This is a genomic window from Pseudofrankia coriaricola, assembly GCF_001854805.1.
Lineage (GTDB): Bacteria > Actinomycetota > Actinomycetes > Frankiales > Frankiaceae > Pseudofrankia.
The window spans coordinates 23122-40078 of the sequence record NZ_MBLO01000269.1 but is presented as its reverse complement, the minus strand read 5'-3'; the positions used below and the strand labels follow the sequence as shown (position 1 = coordinate 40078).

Annotated in this window: 12 protein-coding genes; 10 read left to right on the top strand and 2 right to left on the bottom strand. The window is 71.9% G+C overall.

Annotated features, from left to right (window positions below; genetic code table 11):
• Positions 1-253 precede the first annotated feature (253 nt).
• Both BCD48_RS42190 and BCD48_RS42185 read right to left on the bottom strand, forming a co-directional pair.
• Positions 254-763 carry an SRPBCC family protein gene (locus BCD48_RS42190; protein WP_241842402.1) on the bottom strand — a complete coding sequence of 170 codons (510 nt, stop codon included), beginning with the start codon at positions 761-763 and terminating at the stop codon, positions 254-256.
• Positions 764-946: 183 nt separating this feature from the next.
• Positions 947-1387: a DUF3052 family protein gene (locus BCD48_RS42185; protein ID WP_071054016.1), complete on the bottom strand. Its 441-nt coding sequence runs from the start codon at positions 1385-1387 to the stop codon at positions 947-949.
• 193 nt (positions 1388-1580) lie between these two features.
• Here BCD48_RS42185 and BCD48_RS42180 point away from each other — a divergent pair, with 193 nt between their 5' ends.
• From BCD48_RS42180 to BCD48_RS42135, 10 genes are all read left to right on the top strand, one after another.
• Complete coding sequence (locus BCD48_RS42180) at positions 1581-3281, top strand: sensor histidine kinase (protein ID WP_241842401.1); 1701 nt, start codon at positions 1581-1583, stop codon at positions 3279-3281.
• Positions 3282-3352: 71 nt separating this feature from the next.
• Positions 3353-3883 carry a CorA family divalent cation transporter gene (locus tag BCD48_RS42175; RefSeq protein ID WP_071054015.1) on the top strand — a complete coding sequence of 177 codons (531 nt, stop codon included), beginning with the start codon at positions 3353-3355 and terminating at the stop codon, positions 3881-3883.
• Between the two features lie 333 nt (positions 3884-4216).
• Positions 4217-4804, top strand: a complete 588-nt coding sequence (locus tag BCD48_RS42170; RefSeq protein WP_131804228.1) for a hypothetical protein — start codon at positions 4217-4219, stop codon at positions 4802-4804.
• 278 nt (positions 4805-5082) lie between these two features.
• The gene (gene kdpF / locus BCD48_RS42165) at positions 5083-5172 is read left to right on the top strand and encodes a K(+)-transporting ATPase subunit F (protein WP_071054013.1); all 90 of its coding nucleotides are present in this window, start codon (positions 5083-5085) and stop codon (positions 5170-5172) included.
• A complete protein-coding gene (gene kdpA, locus BCD48_RS42160) occupies positions 5173-6900 on the top strand; it encodes a potassium-transporting ATPase subunit KdpA (RefSeq protein WP_071054012.1) in 1728 nt (575 codons plus the stop codon).
• A 299-nt stretch (positions 6901-7199) separates the two neighbouring features.
• On the top strand, positions 7200-9410 hold the full coding sequence (gene kdpB / locus BCD48_RS42155) for a potassium-transporting ATPase subunit KdpB (protein WP_241842410.1): 2211 nt from the start codon (positions 7200-7202) through the stop codon (positions 9408-9410).
• A 1-nt stretch (position 9411) separates the two neighbouring features.
• Complete coding sequence (locus tag BCD48_RS42150; protein ID WP_071054011.1) at positions 9412-10323, top strand: potassium-transporting ATPase subunit C; 912 nt, start codon at positions 9412-9414, stop codon at positions 10321-10323.
• A gap of 712 nt (positions 10324-11035) precedes the next feature.
• Positions 11036-13081, top strand: a complete 2046-nt coding sequence (locus tag BCD48_RS42145; RefSeq protein ID WP_241842400.1) for an amino acid permease — start codon at positions 11036-11038, stop codon at positions 13079-13081.
• A gap of 173 nt (positions 13082-13254) precedes the next feature.
• The gene (locus tag BCD48_RS42140; RefSeq protein ID WP_083420040.1) at positions 13255-16095 is read left to right on the top strand and encodes a sensor histidine kinase; all 2841 of its coding nucleotides are present in this window, start codon (positions 13255-13257) and stop codon (positions 16093-16095) included.
• On the top strand, positions 16092-16949 hold the full coding sequence (locus BCD48_RS42135) for a response regulator (protein WP_071054010.1): 858 nt from the start codon (positions 16092-16094) through the stop codon (positions 16947-16949). Before BCD48_RS42140 ends, BCD48_RS42135 begins: the two co-directional genes overlap by 4 nt.
• Positions 16950-16957 lie beyond the last annotated feature (8 nt).

Genomic DNA, 16957 nt, shown 5'->3' with positions numbered 1-16957 from the left:
CGCGACCCGGCAGGACCGGCCCGACCACCGACCACCGACCAGCGGACCGCGCCCATCCCGCTCCGACGGGACGGGACGCTACCCAGCCGGTGTTACAGCGCCCGGCCAGTTGTTACGGCCGGCCACGGAACACCGCGCCGACGCCACGGAAGTCGCCGACGGCACGGATCTGGGCATCGTCACTGGTCATCTGTCCAGGGGACGCCCGGCTCCGGCCGAGCGGTCCGACGCTTTTCCCGGACGGGTTGCCTCTCTACCCCTGCTGCCCCTGCTGCCCCTGCTCGACGGTGCGGGCGAGGATGCCGAGGGTGGCTCGAAGGCCGGCCTCGGGGATGATCGGGAAGATCCCCTTGCCGCGATAGGCCTCGTGGATCCTGCTCCAGTCGTAGTACGAGGTCACCAGGGTGCCCGTCTCCTTGGGCTCCAGCCGGTAGCCGTAGAGGTGGCCGATCGGCGGCTGGATCACACCGGAGATCGTCCACTCGATGAGCGCGTCCTGCTCGTACTCGGTGATGATGACCGTGACGTCGTACTTGCCGAGCGGGATGTCGTTCAGCGACTCGCGGTCCATGTGCACGACGAACGTGTCCCCGACCTCGTCCACCGGCGCACCGTTGCTGGACTGCAGCATCCCGGAGCTGTCGATGGCCACATGGCCCTTCGGGTCGCGCAGCACCTCGAAGATCTTCGAGGCTGGCGCCTCGATCTGGCGCGCCACCTCGAAACGTTCCTGCTCGGTCTCGGCCACGTCGGTCTCCGTCACGTTCGGCACCCTTCCCATCTCCGCGCCCCGCGATGAGGGCCCGGCCCCGCGAGAACGCGCGGCACCGCGAAAAGGTCCTAACACCCGCAAACCGATGCCGTCCACCGAAGCCGACCGCCGAAGCCGGACCCGCGTCGCCGGCCCATTCGCGCGACCATCCACCTGGTCCGTCGCTCTGGCCGGTCAGCGCAGTTCCTTGCGCCAGACGAGCTTCAGGCCGGACCAGTCGGTGTCGAGGGCCGCGACCTTGACGTCCACCAGGCCACGCGGGAGTGCGACCTCGCGGATGAGGTTCTCCGTGACGTCGCTGTGGTGCCCGGCCGCGCGGCGAGGCCAGGCGATCCACAGCGCGCCCGCCGGGTGGATCGCCCGAGCGAACCCCGAGACAGCGGCGGTCAGGTCTGTGGGCGCCCGGCAGAAAGCGACGACGAGGTCGGCCTGCCCGGCCGCCGTGGGCGGCTCAGCCGGAGGCGGCTGGGCCAGGTCTGACGTCGTCACCCCGGCTGGCAGGTCCGGGATCGCCCAGCCATCCGGCGCGGCGCACAGCACGACCCGGTGTCCAGCCTTCACCCCGACCTTGCGGACAAGCGGCGTACCCGAGTAACCGGCCTGAGGACCACTCACGCAGCCAGTCTGATCCAGGCCTGGTACGGGCTTCCCGCCGGCCGTCGACGTGACGCGACGGAGTTGGCCGGTTCTGGCGCCCTGGCGAGGTGGACTGGCCCGGTCACCCCCACCCGGGGTGGGGTTGTCCCGACCGTGGCGGGCGGTCTGGGCCCATGGTGCGGATCCGGGGCGGCAAGGCAGGCTGGTAGGCGTGGAAGTCGATCGTGCGCAAGACGAGACCCCGACGCCTGGTGGGCTGGAGCCGGGCGCCTCAGAGCACAGTGATGTCATACCCGCCGGTTCCGAGCCTCGCGGCCAGGCAACCCCCGAAGCGGCCAGCACCGAACTCGAACCCATCGATGACGACCCCGACGATGTCGATGACGACCTTGACGACTCGGGTGACGGCCTCGACGACTCGGGTGCCGACGTTGGCGCTGACGACAGCCTTCCTCGGCTCGACGCGGAGAGTCCGGCGGCGGTGGCCATGCCGAAGACGCCGGTGCGCGGCACCGCCCTCACGGACGCGCGGCCCACGGACGCGCCGCACGCGCCCGCTGCCGCCCACCCGGCCGCCGCGGCGCCCGCTCGGACCGCCGAGGCACCCGCGCCCGCTCCGGCGGGCGAGCGGATTCCGCTCATGGGGCTCGGGGCACGCGCGTGGAAGCAGGTCACGTTCGAGCTGCTGAACCTGCCGCTCGGGATCGCCGGGTTCGTCTGCATGGTGGTGCTGCTCAGCGTCGGCAGCGGGTTGGCGATCACGATCATCGGATTGCCGCTCCTGGCCATCGCCCTGGCGGTCTGCCGGGCATGGGGGCGGGTCGACCGGGCACGGGCGCGGGCGCTGCTCGGCCTCCAGATCGCGTCGCCGTCGAAGATGCCCGTACGCGAAAGTGGGTTCTTCGGCTGGCTCTGGACTCGGCTGGCCGACCCGGTCGGCTGGCGCAGCGCCTTGTATCTGCTCATCCGGCTGCCCTGGGGGATCCTCAGTTTTACCGTGACGCTCACCCTGCTGGTCGCCTTCTGGCCGGTGGTTCCGTACGTCGTGTACGGCTTCGCCGCGGTCGACCGGGCGATGATCTCGGCCTTGCTGTCACCGTCCAGCGCGACGGAGCGGCGGATCCGGGAGCTGGAGGCGCGCAGGGAGACGATGGTTGGCGCGGCCGCTGACGACCGCCGCCGAATCGAGCGAGACCTGCATGACGGCGCCCAGGCCCGGCTCGTCGCCCTCGCCATGGATCTCGGCCTCACCAAGGAACGGATGGCCCAGGATCCCGAAGTGGCGGCCCAGATGATCGAGCAGGCGCATGGCGAGGTCAAGGTCGCCCTGCGCGAGCTGCGCGACCTTGCCCGCGGCATCCACCCCGCGATCCTCACCGAGCGCGGTCTCGGCGCGGCGCTCACGAACGTGGCCGGGCGGTGCACCGTGCCGGTGACGGTGAGTGTCGACCTGCCGACCCACCGCCCGTCGGCGGCCGTCGAGGGCCTTGTCTACTTCACCGCGTCCGAGCTGCTCACCAACATCAGCAAGCACAGTGGCGCCCGGGCCGCGTCCATACGGTTGATACGTGCCGGCGACCGGCTCCAGCTCACCGTCACCGACGACGGCCGCGGCGGCGCCACGATCGCTCCCGGCGGTGGGCTCGCGGGCCTCGCCGAGCGCGTCGGCGCGATGGACGGCAGGTTCACGCTGACCAGCCCACCCGGCGGCCCGACCGTCGCGACCGCTCGCCTTCCCTGGCAGGACGTGGGCGCAGGTCCCAGCTCGTCCGGGAAGGAGGCCAGGCGGGCGGCCCACGAAGCCAGGCACGAACGCCAGCACGAACGCCAGGATGCGCGACGCGCGGCCCAGGAGGCGCGCCACGTGCAACGAGACGCCGAGCGGGACGCCGCTCAGCGCGGAGACGCCTGATGGTCACCGTCAGGCGTCCGGGACGCGAGCGGCGAGTATTCACGGTCCGTTGACTCGCGCGGCCGGAAAAGGTGCCGCGGGGGCCTATCGTCCGTCCGGGTGACCGGAGCACGGCACGGCCTGCTGGCGGCCCGGACGATCAGCGCGCTGAACAGGGAGATCTACGCCCGGCTCGCGGAAGGTCCTGGGCGCTGCCGCCGGTCGCGCGACCGCTGCTCGCGGAGGCCATCGACGAGTTCGAGCAGGTTCGGAACCTGGCCGACGTCCAGCGCGAGTACCTGCAGGGCGTGATCGAGTTCTACCGCACCCGGATCGAGACGAAGATGACGATCGCGGCCGAGCGCCTCGCCGTCATCGCCGCGATCACGCTTCCGGTCACCGCCGTCTCGTCGGTCTACGGGATGAACATCATCATCAACGACCACACCCGGTATCCGCAGCTGGCCATCGTCCTGGTCGCGATCGTGGCGATGTCCGCCACCCTGCTGCGCTGGGCCCGCCGCCGCGGCTGGTGGGGCACCCTCGACCGGCACGACCGGCGAGTGGACACCTCGAACGTCCGTGGACGGCGCGACGAGGACCCTGGCCCGCCTCCGCTGTGACCCGGTCAGCGATCCGGTCAGCCGCGCCAGGCGTTCGCCAAGGCCGGCGGCGGGCCCGCGGCGGGCCGGCCTGGGCTACCAGGCCGGCCCGCCGGCCTGGTAGCCCAGGCCGGCCGGGTAGCCGCGTATACGGGGCGTTGAGATCGGGCGAAGACGCGTCAACGTCTCGTGCACGGCCGGGCGAACGGGGTGCGGGCGGAGAAATGGTGGACGGAGCCTGGCTGGGCGGATCGCAGACTGGCACAGCCCGGATCCCCCCGCGCGGCCGACCGGCCAGGTGACGACAGCGCCGCGCCGTGCGCGGCCGGCGGCGCCCGGGCATCGGAGGCGGTCATGCGGTCACGAGCAGCTTCTTGTCCGGCTCCCGAGGCGGCGTCGGCCGGGCACGGCGCGGCCGACGTCGAAGTGATCTCGGCCGAGGCCGTGCCGACAGCCGCGGTGCTCGCGATCACCTTCATCGGCGTTCTCGTGCTCGCCGCCGTGTTCGTCTGGGTTCCGGCGGCCCGTCACGTCGGGTTGGCGGTGCTCTGCTGCTTCGTGGCGTTGGTGGCCTGGCGCGCGACCATCTCGGGGGCGGCACTGGCGGGCGTGCTTGCCTGGCCCTTCTATCTCGGGATGGTCGTCCGCGACGACGGCCAGCTGGCCGCGCCCGGCCGTTCCGGGCTCATCGCCCTGGCGCTCCTGGCCGGCGCGGCCGTCACGCCCACGATGACGCGCCGAGTGGTGACCTGGCCCGCTCGCCGCCGCGCCCGGCTGGCCTCCGCCGCCGATGGCCTCGCCACCCTCCTTTACGCCACCCGTCACCGTTCCATCGAGCTACCTCGATCTTCTTCCACGTTATCTGACAATGGATGTTTTTCGGCCACGGTCCCCGCCGAACACCGGCAGTGGCCCGGGACACATGGTCAGGCCGGGTCGTAAAAGCGGTGTAGAAACCCCGGTGGAGGCCGTCAACAGGGCGTCAACAGGGATCACGCTCCTCCGGGCCCGCCCCATGATGTGACAGCGGTTCCGAGACCGGGACGATTCATTCCGGCAAGGGTGGATCTCGCCCTGGCCACACCGTTCCAGTGGGTCTGTCCTCTACGGAAGGTAGACCCAGAAAGTGGGCTGTAAGCCATGTCCGACCTGGTCTTCGTCGCGGTGGTGATCGCGTCTTTCGTCGTGCTCGCGGTCATTGCCCGCGGGGTGGAGAAACTATGAGCGCCGCGAATCTCGCCGGCCTCATCCTCGTCGTGGCCGTCGCCGGCTACCTGGTGGCCGCGCTGCTCTTCCCGGAAAGGTTCTAAATGAGCGCCGGCTGGGCCGGGGTCCTCTTCGTCGCCACGTTGGTGGCGGCACTCTGCCTCGTCTACCGCCCGTTCGGGGACTACCTCGCCCACGTGTACACGAGCCCGCGTGACACTCGGGCGGAACGCGTCGTCTACCGCCTCGTCGGCGTCAGTCCCCGCTCCGAGCAGCGGTGGCCGGTGTACCTGCGCTCCGTGCTGGCGTTCTCGGCCGTCGGCGTCCTGTTCCTCTACGGGTTCCTGCGGCTGCAGAACCACCTGCTGCTCAGCCTCGGCATGCCGGCGATGGAGCAGGGCCAGGCGTTCAACACCGCGGTCAGCTTCGTCACGAACACGAACTGGCAGTCGTACTCGGGTGAGTCGGCCGTCGGGCACCTCGTCCAGATGGCGGGGCTCGCGGTACAGAACTTCGTGTCGGCCGCGGTCGGCATGGCGGTCGCGGTGGCGCTGGTGCGGGGGTTCGCCCGGTCCCGCCCAAGGCCGAAGGAGGTGCGAGAGTCTCCTTCCTCCGCGCCTCTGGAGGCCTCGGACAGCGACATTGCGACGCTCGGGAACTTCTGGGTGGACCTGACCCGCGGCACGCTGCGGGTACTGCTGCCGGTCAGCTTCGTCTTCGCGATCGTGCTGGTCGCCGGCGGCGCGATCCAGAACCTGCACGGCAACCGGACGTTCGCCACCGTCGTCGGCGGCCAGCAGACGATCACAGGCGGGCCGGTCGCGAGCCAGGAGGCCATCAAGGAGCTCGGCACGAACGGCGGCGGGTTCTACAACGCGAACTCGGCCCACCCCTTCGAGAACCCGACCTCGTGGACGAACTGGATCGAGATCTTCCTGATTCTGGTAATCCCGTTCAGCCTGCCCCGGATGTTCGGGAAGATGGTCGGCAACGTCCGCCAGGGCCTGGCGATCGTCGCGGTCATGGCGGTGCTGGCCATCGGCAGCCTCGCGATCAACGCGGGATTCCAGATGGCCCACCACGGCACCGTCCCGCAGGCCGTCGGCGCGTCCACCGAGGGTCTGGAGAGCAGATTCGGGGTGCCGCAGTCGGCGACGTTCGCCTCGGCGACGACCCTGACGTCGACGGGCGCGGTCGACTCCTTCCACGACTCGTACACCAGCATTTCCGGCGCGACACTCATCCTGAACATGGCGCTCGGGGAGGTCGCGCCCGGCGGCGTCGGCTCCGGCCTCTACGGAATGCTCATGCTCGCCGTGGTCGCGGTGTTCATCGCGGGGCTGATGATCGGCCGAACACCGGAGTATCTCCAGAAGAAGATCGGTGCGCGAGAAATCAAGTTCGCCGCTCTCTACCTGCTGGCGACGCCCACGGTCGTGCTGATCGGCACCGCGGTGGCGATGGCGCTGCCCGGCGAGCGCGCGTCGATGCTCAACTCCGGGCCGCATGGCCTCTCCGAGGTGCTGTACGCCTTCACCTCCGCCGGCAACAACAACGGCTCGGCGTTCGCCGGCATCTCGGTGAACACCACCTGGTACAACACGGCGCTCGGCCTCGCGATGCTGTTCGGCCGGTTCCTGCCGATCGTGCTGGTACTGGGGCTGGCCGGCTCGCTGGCCGCGCAGCGCCCGGTGCCGGTCTCGGCGGGGACGCTGCCCACGCACCGTCCGCAGTTCGTCGGGATGCTCGCCGGTGTCGCGCTGATCCTCGTCGCGCTCACCTACTTCCCGGCGCTCGCGCTCGGCCCGCTCGCCGAAGGAATCCACCAGTGAGCCGGACCTCCCAGATCACGACCTCCCAGATCGGCTTCGCCGATCCGGCAGGGACCCCGTCCGCAAGCTCCGTCGATCCGGCAGGAACCCCGGATCCGGCAGGAACCCCGGGCGGTGCCGGGTCCAAGCCCGATGGGACCACGTCGACTCCTCAGACGACCGCGATGGAAAAGGCCATGAAGACAGGTGACACGCCCGCCAGCGGCGGTGGCGGCGTACGCGGCGCGACCGGCCCGCACGGGGTGGACGGCTCGCACGGGGTGGACGGCCCGCACAGGCCGGCACGACGGGCCGGCGGGATGTTTGACCCGGCGCAGCTGATCCGCTCGCTGCCGGAGGCGGCCAGCAAGCTGGACCCGCGGACGCTGTGGCGCAACCCGGTGATGTTCGTCGTCGAGGTCGGCGCCGTGTTCTCGACGGTGCTGGCGATCGCCGACTCGACGGTGTTCGCCTGGCTCACCGTCGCCTGGCTCTGGCTGACCGTGCTGTTCGCGAACCTCGCCGAGGCCGTCGCCGAGGGCCGCGGCCGGGCGCAGGCCGACACCCTGCGCCGCACCCGGACCGACACGGTGGCCCACCGGCTGGCCGGCTGGCGCGTGGGCGCCCCGGTAGACCCGGGCCAGGCCGAGCGGGTGCCCGCGCCCGATCTGCTGCTCGGCGACCACGTCGTCGTCGAGGCCGGCGAGGTCATCCCCGGCGACGGGGACGTCGTCGCCGGCGTCGCGAGCGTGGACGAGTCGGCGATCACCGGCGAGTCGGCGCCCGTCATCCGCGAGTCCGGCGGCGACCGGTCGTCGGTCACCGGCGGCACGAAGGTCCTCTCCGACCAGATCGTCGTGCGGATCACCCAGAAGCCAGGCCAGAGCTTCATCGACCGGATGATTCGGCTCGTCGAGGGCGCCAGCCGGCAGAAGACGCCGAACGAGATCGCGCTGAACATCCTGCTGGCGAGCCTGACCATCGTGTTCCTACTGGCGGTGGCCACGCTGCAGCCGCTGGCGATCTTCTCCCGCGCCCAGCATCCGGGCGTCGGCGACACGGGCGCGCTGGACGCCCACGGCGTCACCGGGATCGTGCTGGTCGCGCTGGTGGTCTGCCTGATCCCGACGACAATCGGCGCGCTGCTCTCAGCGATCGGCATCGCCGGCATGGACCGGCTGGTACAGCGCAACGTGCTGGCCATGTCCGGCCGGGCCGTCGAGGCCGCCGGCGACGTCAACACCCTCCTGTTGGACAAGACCGGCACGATCACCCTCGGAAACCGGCAGGCGTCGGAGTTCCTCCCGTTCGGAGGGATCACGCCCGACCTGCTGGCGGATGCGGCGCAGTTGTCGTCACTGGCCGACGAGACGCCCGAAGGCCGCTCCATCGTCGTCCTGGCCAAGGAACGGCACGGACTGCGCGAGCGCAGCCCCGGCGAGCTCGGACACGCCCGGTTCGTCCCCTTCACCGCGCAGACCCGGATGTCCGGCGTCGATCTGACCGACAGCACCGGCGACGGCGCCAGTGACGGTGCCGGTGCCGGTGACCACGGCGGTCACGGCAGCGGTGATGGTCCCGTCACCGGTGACGGGGCGGACGGGGTGTACGTGCGCCGATCGATCCGCAAGGGCGCCGCCGCGGCCGTGCTGCACTGGGTGCACGAGGAGGGCGGCACGGTCCCGGGTGGTGTCCGGGAGGCCGTCGACGAGATCTCGGCGACCGGGGGCACGCCGCTGGTGGTCGCCGAACGGGTCGCACCGGCGCCAGGCGTCGCCGGCGAGCCGCGGACCCGCGTCCTCGGCATCATCCAGCTGAAGGACATCGTCAAGCAGGGAATGCGCGAGCGGTTCGACGAGCTGCGGGCCATGGGCATCCGGACCGTGATGATCACGGGTGACAACCCGCTGACCGCGAGGGCCATCGCAAACGAGGCCGGCGTCGACGACTTTCTCGCCGAGGCCACGCCCGAGGACAAGATGGCCCTGATCAAGCGGGAGCAGGCGGGCGGCAAGCTGGTCGCGATGACCGGCGACGGCACGAACGACGCCCCGGCGCTCGCCCAGGCCGACGTCGGCGTCGCCATGAACACCGGCACCTCCGCCGCCAAGGAGGCCGGGAACATGGTCGACCTCGACTCGAACCCGACGAAGCTCATCGAGATCGTCGAGATCGGCAAGCAGCTACTCATCACCCGCGGCGCCCTGACCACCTTCTCGATCGCCAACGACGTCGCCAAGTACTTCGCGATCATCCCCGCGATGTTCGCCGCGATCTACCCGGGCCTCGACAAGCTCAACGTCATGCGGCTGGCGAGCCCGGAGTCCGCGATCCTGTCCGCCGTCATCTTCAACGCGCTGATCATCATCGCGCTGGTCCCACTCGCCCTGCGCGGCGTGCGCTACCGGCCAGCCAGCGCGTCGTCGATGCTGCGCCGCAACCTGCTCGTCTACGGAGTCGGCGGCCTCGCCGCCCCCTTCCTCGGCATCAAGATCGTCGACCTGATCATCCAGTTCATCCCGGGGATTTGACATGGTCATCCGGCTTCCGAGCTGGGCCCGCCAGCACCTCGCCGCGCTGCGCGCCCTGCTCGTACTCACCGTCATCTGTGGACTCGCCTACCCGTTCGCGCTCCTCGCCGTGGCCCAGATTCCCGGGCTGCACGGCAGGGCCGAAGGCTCGCTCATCAAGGCGGCGGACGGCACCGTCGTCGGCTCGCGGCTCATCGGCCAGCTGACCACCGACGCCGACGGCAACCCGCTGCCCGGCTACTTCCAGCCGCGGCCGTCCGCCGCCGGCGACGGCTACGACCCGACGTCGACCAGCGCGTCGAACCTCGGCCCCGAGGACATCGTCGACACCCCGGACGACCCGGCGACCGCGGACGACGAGAGCCGCCAGAGCCTGCTCACCCAGGTCTGCGCGCGCAGCAAGGCGGTCGGCGAGGCGGACGGGGTCGACGGCTCGCGGCCGTACTGCACGCCGTCCGGCGTCGGCGCGGTACTCGCCGTGTTCTACGCCGAGCAGGGCTACCAGGGCGCGGTCACCCGGGTCGTCAGTGTCAACGAGGTCTGCCCGGCCACGCCGTTCCAGGCCACCTACGACGGCGTCGCGGTGAGCTGCCGCGAACCGGGCAAGGACATCGCGGCCGGCAAGATCGTGCCCATCCGGGGCGACGCCCCGGCGACGCCCGCCGTACCGGCCGACGCCGTCACCGCCAGTGGCAGCGGCCTCGACCCGGGCATCTCGCCGGCCTACGCCCGCCTCCAGGTCGCGCGGGTCGCCCACGACCGCGGCCTCGACCCGGCCGTCGTCGCGAAACTGGTTGACGAGCACACCACCGGCCGTGCCCTGGGGTTCATGGGTGAGCCGACAGTCAACGTCGTCGAGCTGAACTCCGCCCTCGACCGCGTCAGCAAGCCCTCCGCCCCCGCGGCCGGCTGACCAGGGACGGGTAGAGCCTGGGCCGCCCCCACGATGGCGACCCAGGTCCTGGCCTGCCCAATTTGTCCCATATGGGCACGCCTGGACCGAGATCATGGGCATCTCGGCGCGCACGGACGAATAGATGATCGTCGCGAGGGTATGCGGGCCGGCGTGGCAGTTCCCACGGGTGCCGCCCCCGGCGCGGCGCGCGGCGGCGAGGCGGCCGTCGGGTGAGCGTAGAGGCCGTGCATCCGGCTCGGGGGTGTCGGGGGTGTCAAGAAACCGTCAACAAGGATCTTCGGAGGCACCTGCCGACCCCACGATGTGGCACGGTCAGGACCACAGCGCCGGACGGGCCGGCCCAGCTCGCCCGGCGGCCGGGGTCGCCGGGCGATGACGTGCGACGGAGGTACCGGTGACGGCGCGGCCGAGGGTTCCTGGAAGCGCGCCAGACAAGGTGGGCACACCTCCCCCGGGGACCGCGGGCGGCCATGCGGACGGAGGGCCGGCACCGGACGGCGCGCCTACGCCCGCGCCTTCGCCCGCGCCCGCGAACGGGCAGGTAGAGGCAGGCGCACGTCCCGAGGCCGCGCAGGCGGCCGAACGCACGAATGCGACGCACTCCGGCTCTTCCTCGGAGGTAGCCGGGCCATCGGACGCCTCCACGCAGACCGAGTCCGCACCCCTTGAGCCACCCCTTGAGCCGCGGGCCCAGGCTGGGTCCGCCGCGATGGTGCCGCCCGAGGGATGGGACTCGTGGCGGCCGCCCGGACGGGCGCGGGCGGGCCAGCCGCCGACCCGGGCCGCCCGCTACCGGCAGGACCTGCGGAACTGGCTGTTGCAGGGGCTGGCGGACCAGTCGAAGCAGCATGCGGGCCCGCACACCCAGCCGGCCGAGGAACACCGGCGGCACCGGTGGTGGCGGGTCATGTGCCTGACCGGCGTCGACTACTTCTCCACGCTCGGCTACCAGCCGGGCATCGCGGTGCTCGCCGCCGGCGCGGTCAGCCCGATCGCGACGCTGGTGCTCGTGCTGCTCACCCTGTTCGGGGCGTTGCCGGTGTACCGGCGGGTGGCGCACGAAAGCCCGCACGGCGAGGGCTCGATCGCCATGTTGGAGCGCTTCCTGCCGTGGTGGGCCGGCAAGCTGCTGGTGCTGGCGCTGCTCGGCTTCGCCGCCACCGACTTCATCATCACGATGACCCTGTCGGCGGCGGACGCGACCGCCCACATCGTCGAGAACCCGTACACCCCGAGCGTCCTGCACGGGGAGTCGATGATCATCACGCTGGTGCTGCTCGCCTTGCTGGGAGCGGTGTTCCTGCGCGGCTTCACCGAGGCGGTGGGGATCGCGGTCATCCTCGTCGTGATCTACCTGTCATTGAACGCCGTGGTCGTGGCCGTGTCCCTCGCCAAGGTCGTGGGCGAGCCGCACGTCATCAGCGACTGGCACCAGCTGCTCGTCAACGAACATCCCAACCCGTTCCTGCTCGTCGGGTTCGCGCTGATCGTGTTTCCCAAGCTGGCGTTGGGCCTGTCCGGCTTCGAGACCGGCGTCGCCGTGATGCCGCTGATCAAGGGTGATCCCGAGGACACCGAGGCGCACCCGCGCGGCCGCATCCGGGACGCCCGCCGGCTGCTCACCACCGCCGCCGTGATCATGAGCGTGTTCCTGCTGAGCACCAGCCTGGTGACGGTGTGGCTGATCCCGGAGAAGGACTTCGACACCGGTGGGCCGGCCAACGGCCGCGCGCTCGCCTACCTGGCCCACGACCTGCTCGGCGGCGCGTTCGGCACCGTCTACGACGTCAGCACCATCTCGATCCTCTGGTTCGCCGGCGCGTCCGCGATGGCCGGCCTGCTCAACCTGGTCCCGCGCTACCTGCCCCGGTACGGCATGGCCCCGCGCTGGACCCGGGCCGTCCGCCCGCTGGTGCTGATATTCGTCGGGATCGGTTTTCTCGTCACCTGGGTGTTCGACGCGAGCGTCGACAAGCAGGGCGGGGCGTACGCGACCGGCGTGCTGGTGCTCATCACGTCGGCCTCGCTCGCCGTCACGCTGTCGTGCATGCGGCGCGACGCGGATGGGCGGCGCTCGACCCGACGGATGGTCACCTTCGGGATGATCACGGCGGTCTTCATCTACACGACGATCGCGAACGTCTTCGAACGGCCAGACGGTCTGATCATCGCGTCGATCTTCATCATCACGATCCTGCTCGTCTCGTTCGCCTCCCGTTCGGTGCGCGCGTTCGAGCTGCGGGTGACCGACATCCGAATGGACGACATCGCCCGCCGCTTCGTGGCCGAGGCCTGCTGCCTCGGCCACGACGGCGAGCCGGGCGGGCACCTGCGGCTGGTCGCGAACGAGCCCGACTCCGGGGACGAGGCCGAGTACCGCGACAAGGAGGCTCAGGTCCGCCGGGACGCCCACGTGCCGGCCGGCGACCCGCTGCTGTACGTCGAGGTCTCGATCACGGACGCGTCCGAGTTCGAGGGCGCGCTCTCGGTCATGGGCGTCGACCGGCACGGCTACCGGGTGCTGCGGCTGACCAGCGCGTCGGTCCCGAACGCCATCGCCGCGCTGATGCTTTACCTGCGCGACCTGACGGGCGCGCGCCCGCACATCTACTTCGAGTGGACGGAGGGGAACCCGTTCACGAACCTGCTGCGCTTCCTGTTCTTCGGCGTCGGCGAGGTCGCCCCGATCACTCGTGAGGTGCTGCGCGAGGCCGAGCCGGACCGTTCGCGCCGCCCCGCCGTCCACGTCGGTTGACACCCGCCCATGGACGGTTCAAGCCCCTGCCAACGGCGATGAAGTCCACCGGACGCCGAGGCGCCACCCACCTCCATGACTTACTACCTCCGACCCCACGACCCCACAACCCATCGCCCACCACACCGAGACAGCCAGACATGCCTGAACAACCAGGCAGAGACGAGCAGTTGATGACGACGGGCGCCGCCGACGGTCCGCGCCGGGGAAGGCTACGTATCTACCTGGGCGCGGCGCCCGGGGTCGGCAAGACCTACGCGATGCTCTCCGAGGGGCACCGGCGGGCCGGGCGCGGGACCGACACCGTGATCGGCCTGGTGGAGGCACACGGCCGCCCGCTCACCGCCGACATGTCCGAGGGCTTCGAGACCGTCCCCCGGCGGGTCCTGCGGCACCGGGGCAGCGAGTTCACGGAGATGGACGTCGACGCGGTGGTCGCCCGCCGGCCGGCACTCGCGCTCGTCGACGAGTACGCGCACACCAACGTTCCCGGCGCCCGCAACACCAAGCGCTGGCAGGACGTCGAGGAGCTGCTCGCCGCCGGCATCGACGTCGTCACCACGCTCAACATCCAGCACCTGGAGTCACTGAACGACGTCGTCACGAAGATCACCGGGGTGCCGCAGCGGGAGACGGTCCCCGACGCCGTCGCCCGGGCCGCCGACCAGGTCGAGCTGGTCGACATGGCCCCCGAGGCACTGCGCCGCCGGATGGCGCACGGCAACGTCTACGCCGCCGACAAGGTCGACGCCGCGCTGTCGAACTACTTCCGGGTCGGGAACCTCACAGCGCTGCGCGAGCTCGCCCTGCTCTGGGTCGCCGGCCAGGTCGAGGAACAGCTCGACAGGTACCGCGCCGACCATGGCATCACCGCGACCTGGGAGGCCAGGGAGCGGGTCGTCGTCGCACTCACCGGCGGGCCCGAGGGCGACACCCTGATCCGGCGCGCGGCCCGCATCGCCGCGCGCTTCCCCGGCGGCGGCGACCTGCTGGCCGTCCACGTCAGCCGCCCGGACGGCCTGGTCAGCGGCGCGGACCCGGCGGCGCTGGCCCGCCAGCGCGACCTGGTCGAAAGCCTCGGCGGCAGCTACCACCAGGTTCTCGGCGACGACGTCCCGGCCGCGCTGCTCGACTTCGCCAGGGCCGAGAACGCCACCCAGCTCGTCCTGGGCGCGAGCCGGCGCGGCCGGCTCGCCCAGGTGCTCAGCCGCGGCGTCGGCGTCACGACGACCGCCCGCTCGGGCTCGATCGACGTCCACCTCGTCACCCACGAACGGTCGAGCGCCGCCAGCGGCCGCGGGCGGCCCACCGGCGAGGAGCCGGCGGGCGGTCGCCGGCCTCACCGGCCCGGCGCGCCCGGCCACGGCCACGGCCACGGCCACAGTGGCGACCACAGGGTCGTGTACCGGCGCCAGCTGGCCGGGTTCGCGCTGGCGGCGGCCACGCTCGTGCCGCTCACGGCGGTGGCGGCGGCGACCCGCTCCACCCTGAACCTGACGTCCGACATACTGCTCTACCTGCTGGTCGTGGTGGCGGTGGCGGTCGTCGGCGGGATCTGGCCGGCGCTGGCCGCGGCGGTCGCCTCGTCGCTGCTGCTGAACTACTACTTCGCTCCGCCGCTGCATCACTGGACGGTCGCCGAGCACAACAACACGTTCGCGCTGGTGGTGTTCGTCGCGGTCGGGGTCGCGGTCAGCCGGGTCGTCGACCTGGCCCGCCGGCGCTCTGGCCAGGCCGCTCGGGCGAGCGCCGAGGCGGAGACCCTGGCCACCCTCGCCGGCACCGTGCTGCGCAGCGAGCACCCATTGCCCGCGATCCTCGAACGGGCGCGTGAGAGCTTCGGGATGACGTCCGTGGCGCTGCTCGAGTCCTACTCACCCGACGAGGACGCCCGGACCGGACCGGCGACGCCGTCGACGACGGCCGGCGCGGCCGCGGAGCCGGCGAAGGCGAGGACGGGACGGGAGCGCTGGCGGGTCGTCGCGTCGGTGGGGCACCGGCCGTGCACGCGGCCGTCGGAGGGCGAGGTCGAGGTGCCGGCCGGTCACCGGTTCACCCTGGCGCTGCGCGGCCGTCCGCTCCCGGCCGCCGACCGGCGGCTGCTCGCCGCGTTCGCCGCCCAGGCGGCGACCGCCACCGAACGCCTCCGGCTCGCCGAGGAGGCGGCGAGCGCCAGGCCGCTCGCGGAGGCCGACCGGGTGCGCTCCGCGCTGCTCACCGCCGTCGGGCATGACCTGCGGGCGCCGCTGGCCGCCGCGAAGGCGGCCGTCACGGGGCTGCGTGCCCAGGATGTGGCCTGGTCGGACGAGGAGCGCGCCGAGCTGGTCGCGACGGCGGACGAGTCGCTCGACCGGCTGACGGCGCTGGTGGAGAACCTGCTGGACATGAGCCGGCTGCAGGCCGGGGTGCTGTCGGTGTTCCCGCGGGCGGTCCATGCCGAGGACGTCGTCGCGCTCGCGCTCGACGGCATCGGCCCGGACGCGACCGGAGTCCGTATCGGCACCGAGCCCGCAGATCATGGTCGTGACGAGATCGGCGACGTCGGCGACGTGTCTGAGGTGCCCGCGATCCGGGCCGACCCGGTGCTGCTGGAACGGGTGGTCGCGAACGTCGTCGCGAACGCGATCCGGTTCTCGCCGGCCGGAACTCCGCCGCTGATCACCACGAGCACGCTCGGCGGGCGGGTGCAGATCCGCGTTGTCGACCGCGGCCCCGGCGTGCCGGAAGCCGACCGGGACGCCATCTTCCAGCCGTTCCAGCGCCTCGGCGACACCGACAACACCACTGGCACCGGCCTCGGCCTCGCGCTCTCCCGGGGCCTGATCGAGGCGATGGACGGCACGCTCACCCCGGAGGACACCCCCGGCGGCGGCCTCACGATGGTCATCGACCTCCCCGCCGACGCGGACGGCGAACCCCGGATCGAACACGGGCCCGGGCCGGATGACGGGCCCGGGCGGGATGACGGGCCCGGCGCGGCGGCGGGCGGCGGAGACGCCGGGAGCGTCCGATGACGCGGGTGCTGATCGTCGACGACGAACCGCAGATCCTGCGCGCGATGCGGATCAACCTGCGGGCGCGCGGCTACGAGGTGGTCGTCGCCGACACCGGCGCGGGTGCCCTCTCCGCCGCCGCGTCGGCCCTCCCGGACATCGTCATCCTGGACCTCGGCCTGCCGGACATGGACGGCGTCGAGGTCATCCACGGCCTGCGCGGCTGGACTCGGGTGCCGATCGTGGTCCTGTCCGGCCGCGCCGAGAGCCGCGACAAGGTCGGCGCCCTGGACGCCGGCGCCGACGACTACATCACCAAGCCGTTCGGCATCGACGAGCTGCTCGCCCGGCTGCGCGCGGTCGGCCGCCGCGGCGGCGAGCAGGGGGCGAGCCCGATCGTCCGCTTCGGCCACATCACCGTCGACCTCGCCGCCCACCGCGTCACCCGCGCCTGGCCTTCCGCCGACGGCACGGGCGGCACGGGCGGCACGGGCGGCACGGGCGGCGCGGGCGGCGCGAACGGCACGGGCCATGCGGACGACGACGCGGACGGCCCTGACGGCACCGCCGGGCGCGTCTCGGCCGACGGCGGGGCCGGTGGTGACGTGGGCGACGGTGCCGCCGGCGAGGAGCGGGCCGACGAGATCCACCTGACGAAGACCGAATGGGGTCTGCTCAGGGTGCTGGTCAGCCATCCGGGCAAGCTCGTCACCCAGCGCCAGCTGCTCACCGAGGTCTGGGGCGCGAGGTACGAGACCGAGACCCACTACCTGCGCACCTACCTCAACCGCCTGCGCCAGAAGCTCGAGGACGACCCGGCCCGCCCCCGCCACCTGCTCACCGAACCCGGCATGGGCTACCGCTTCCAGCCTTGAGCCGGGCG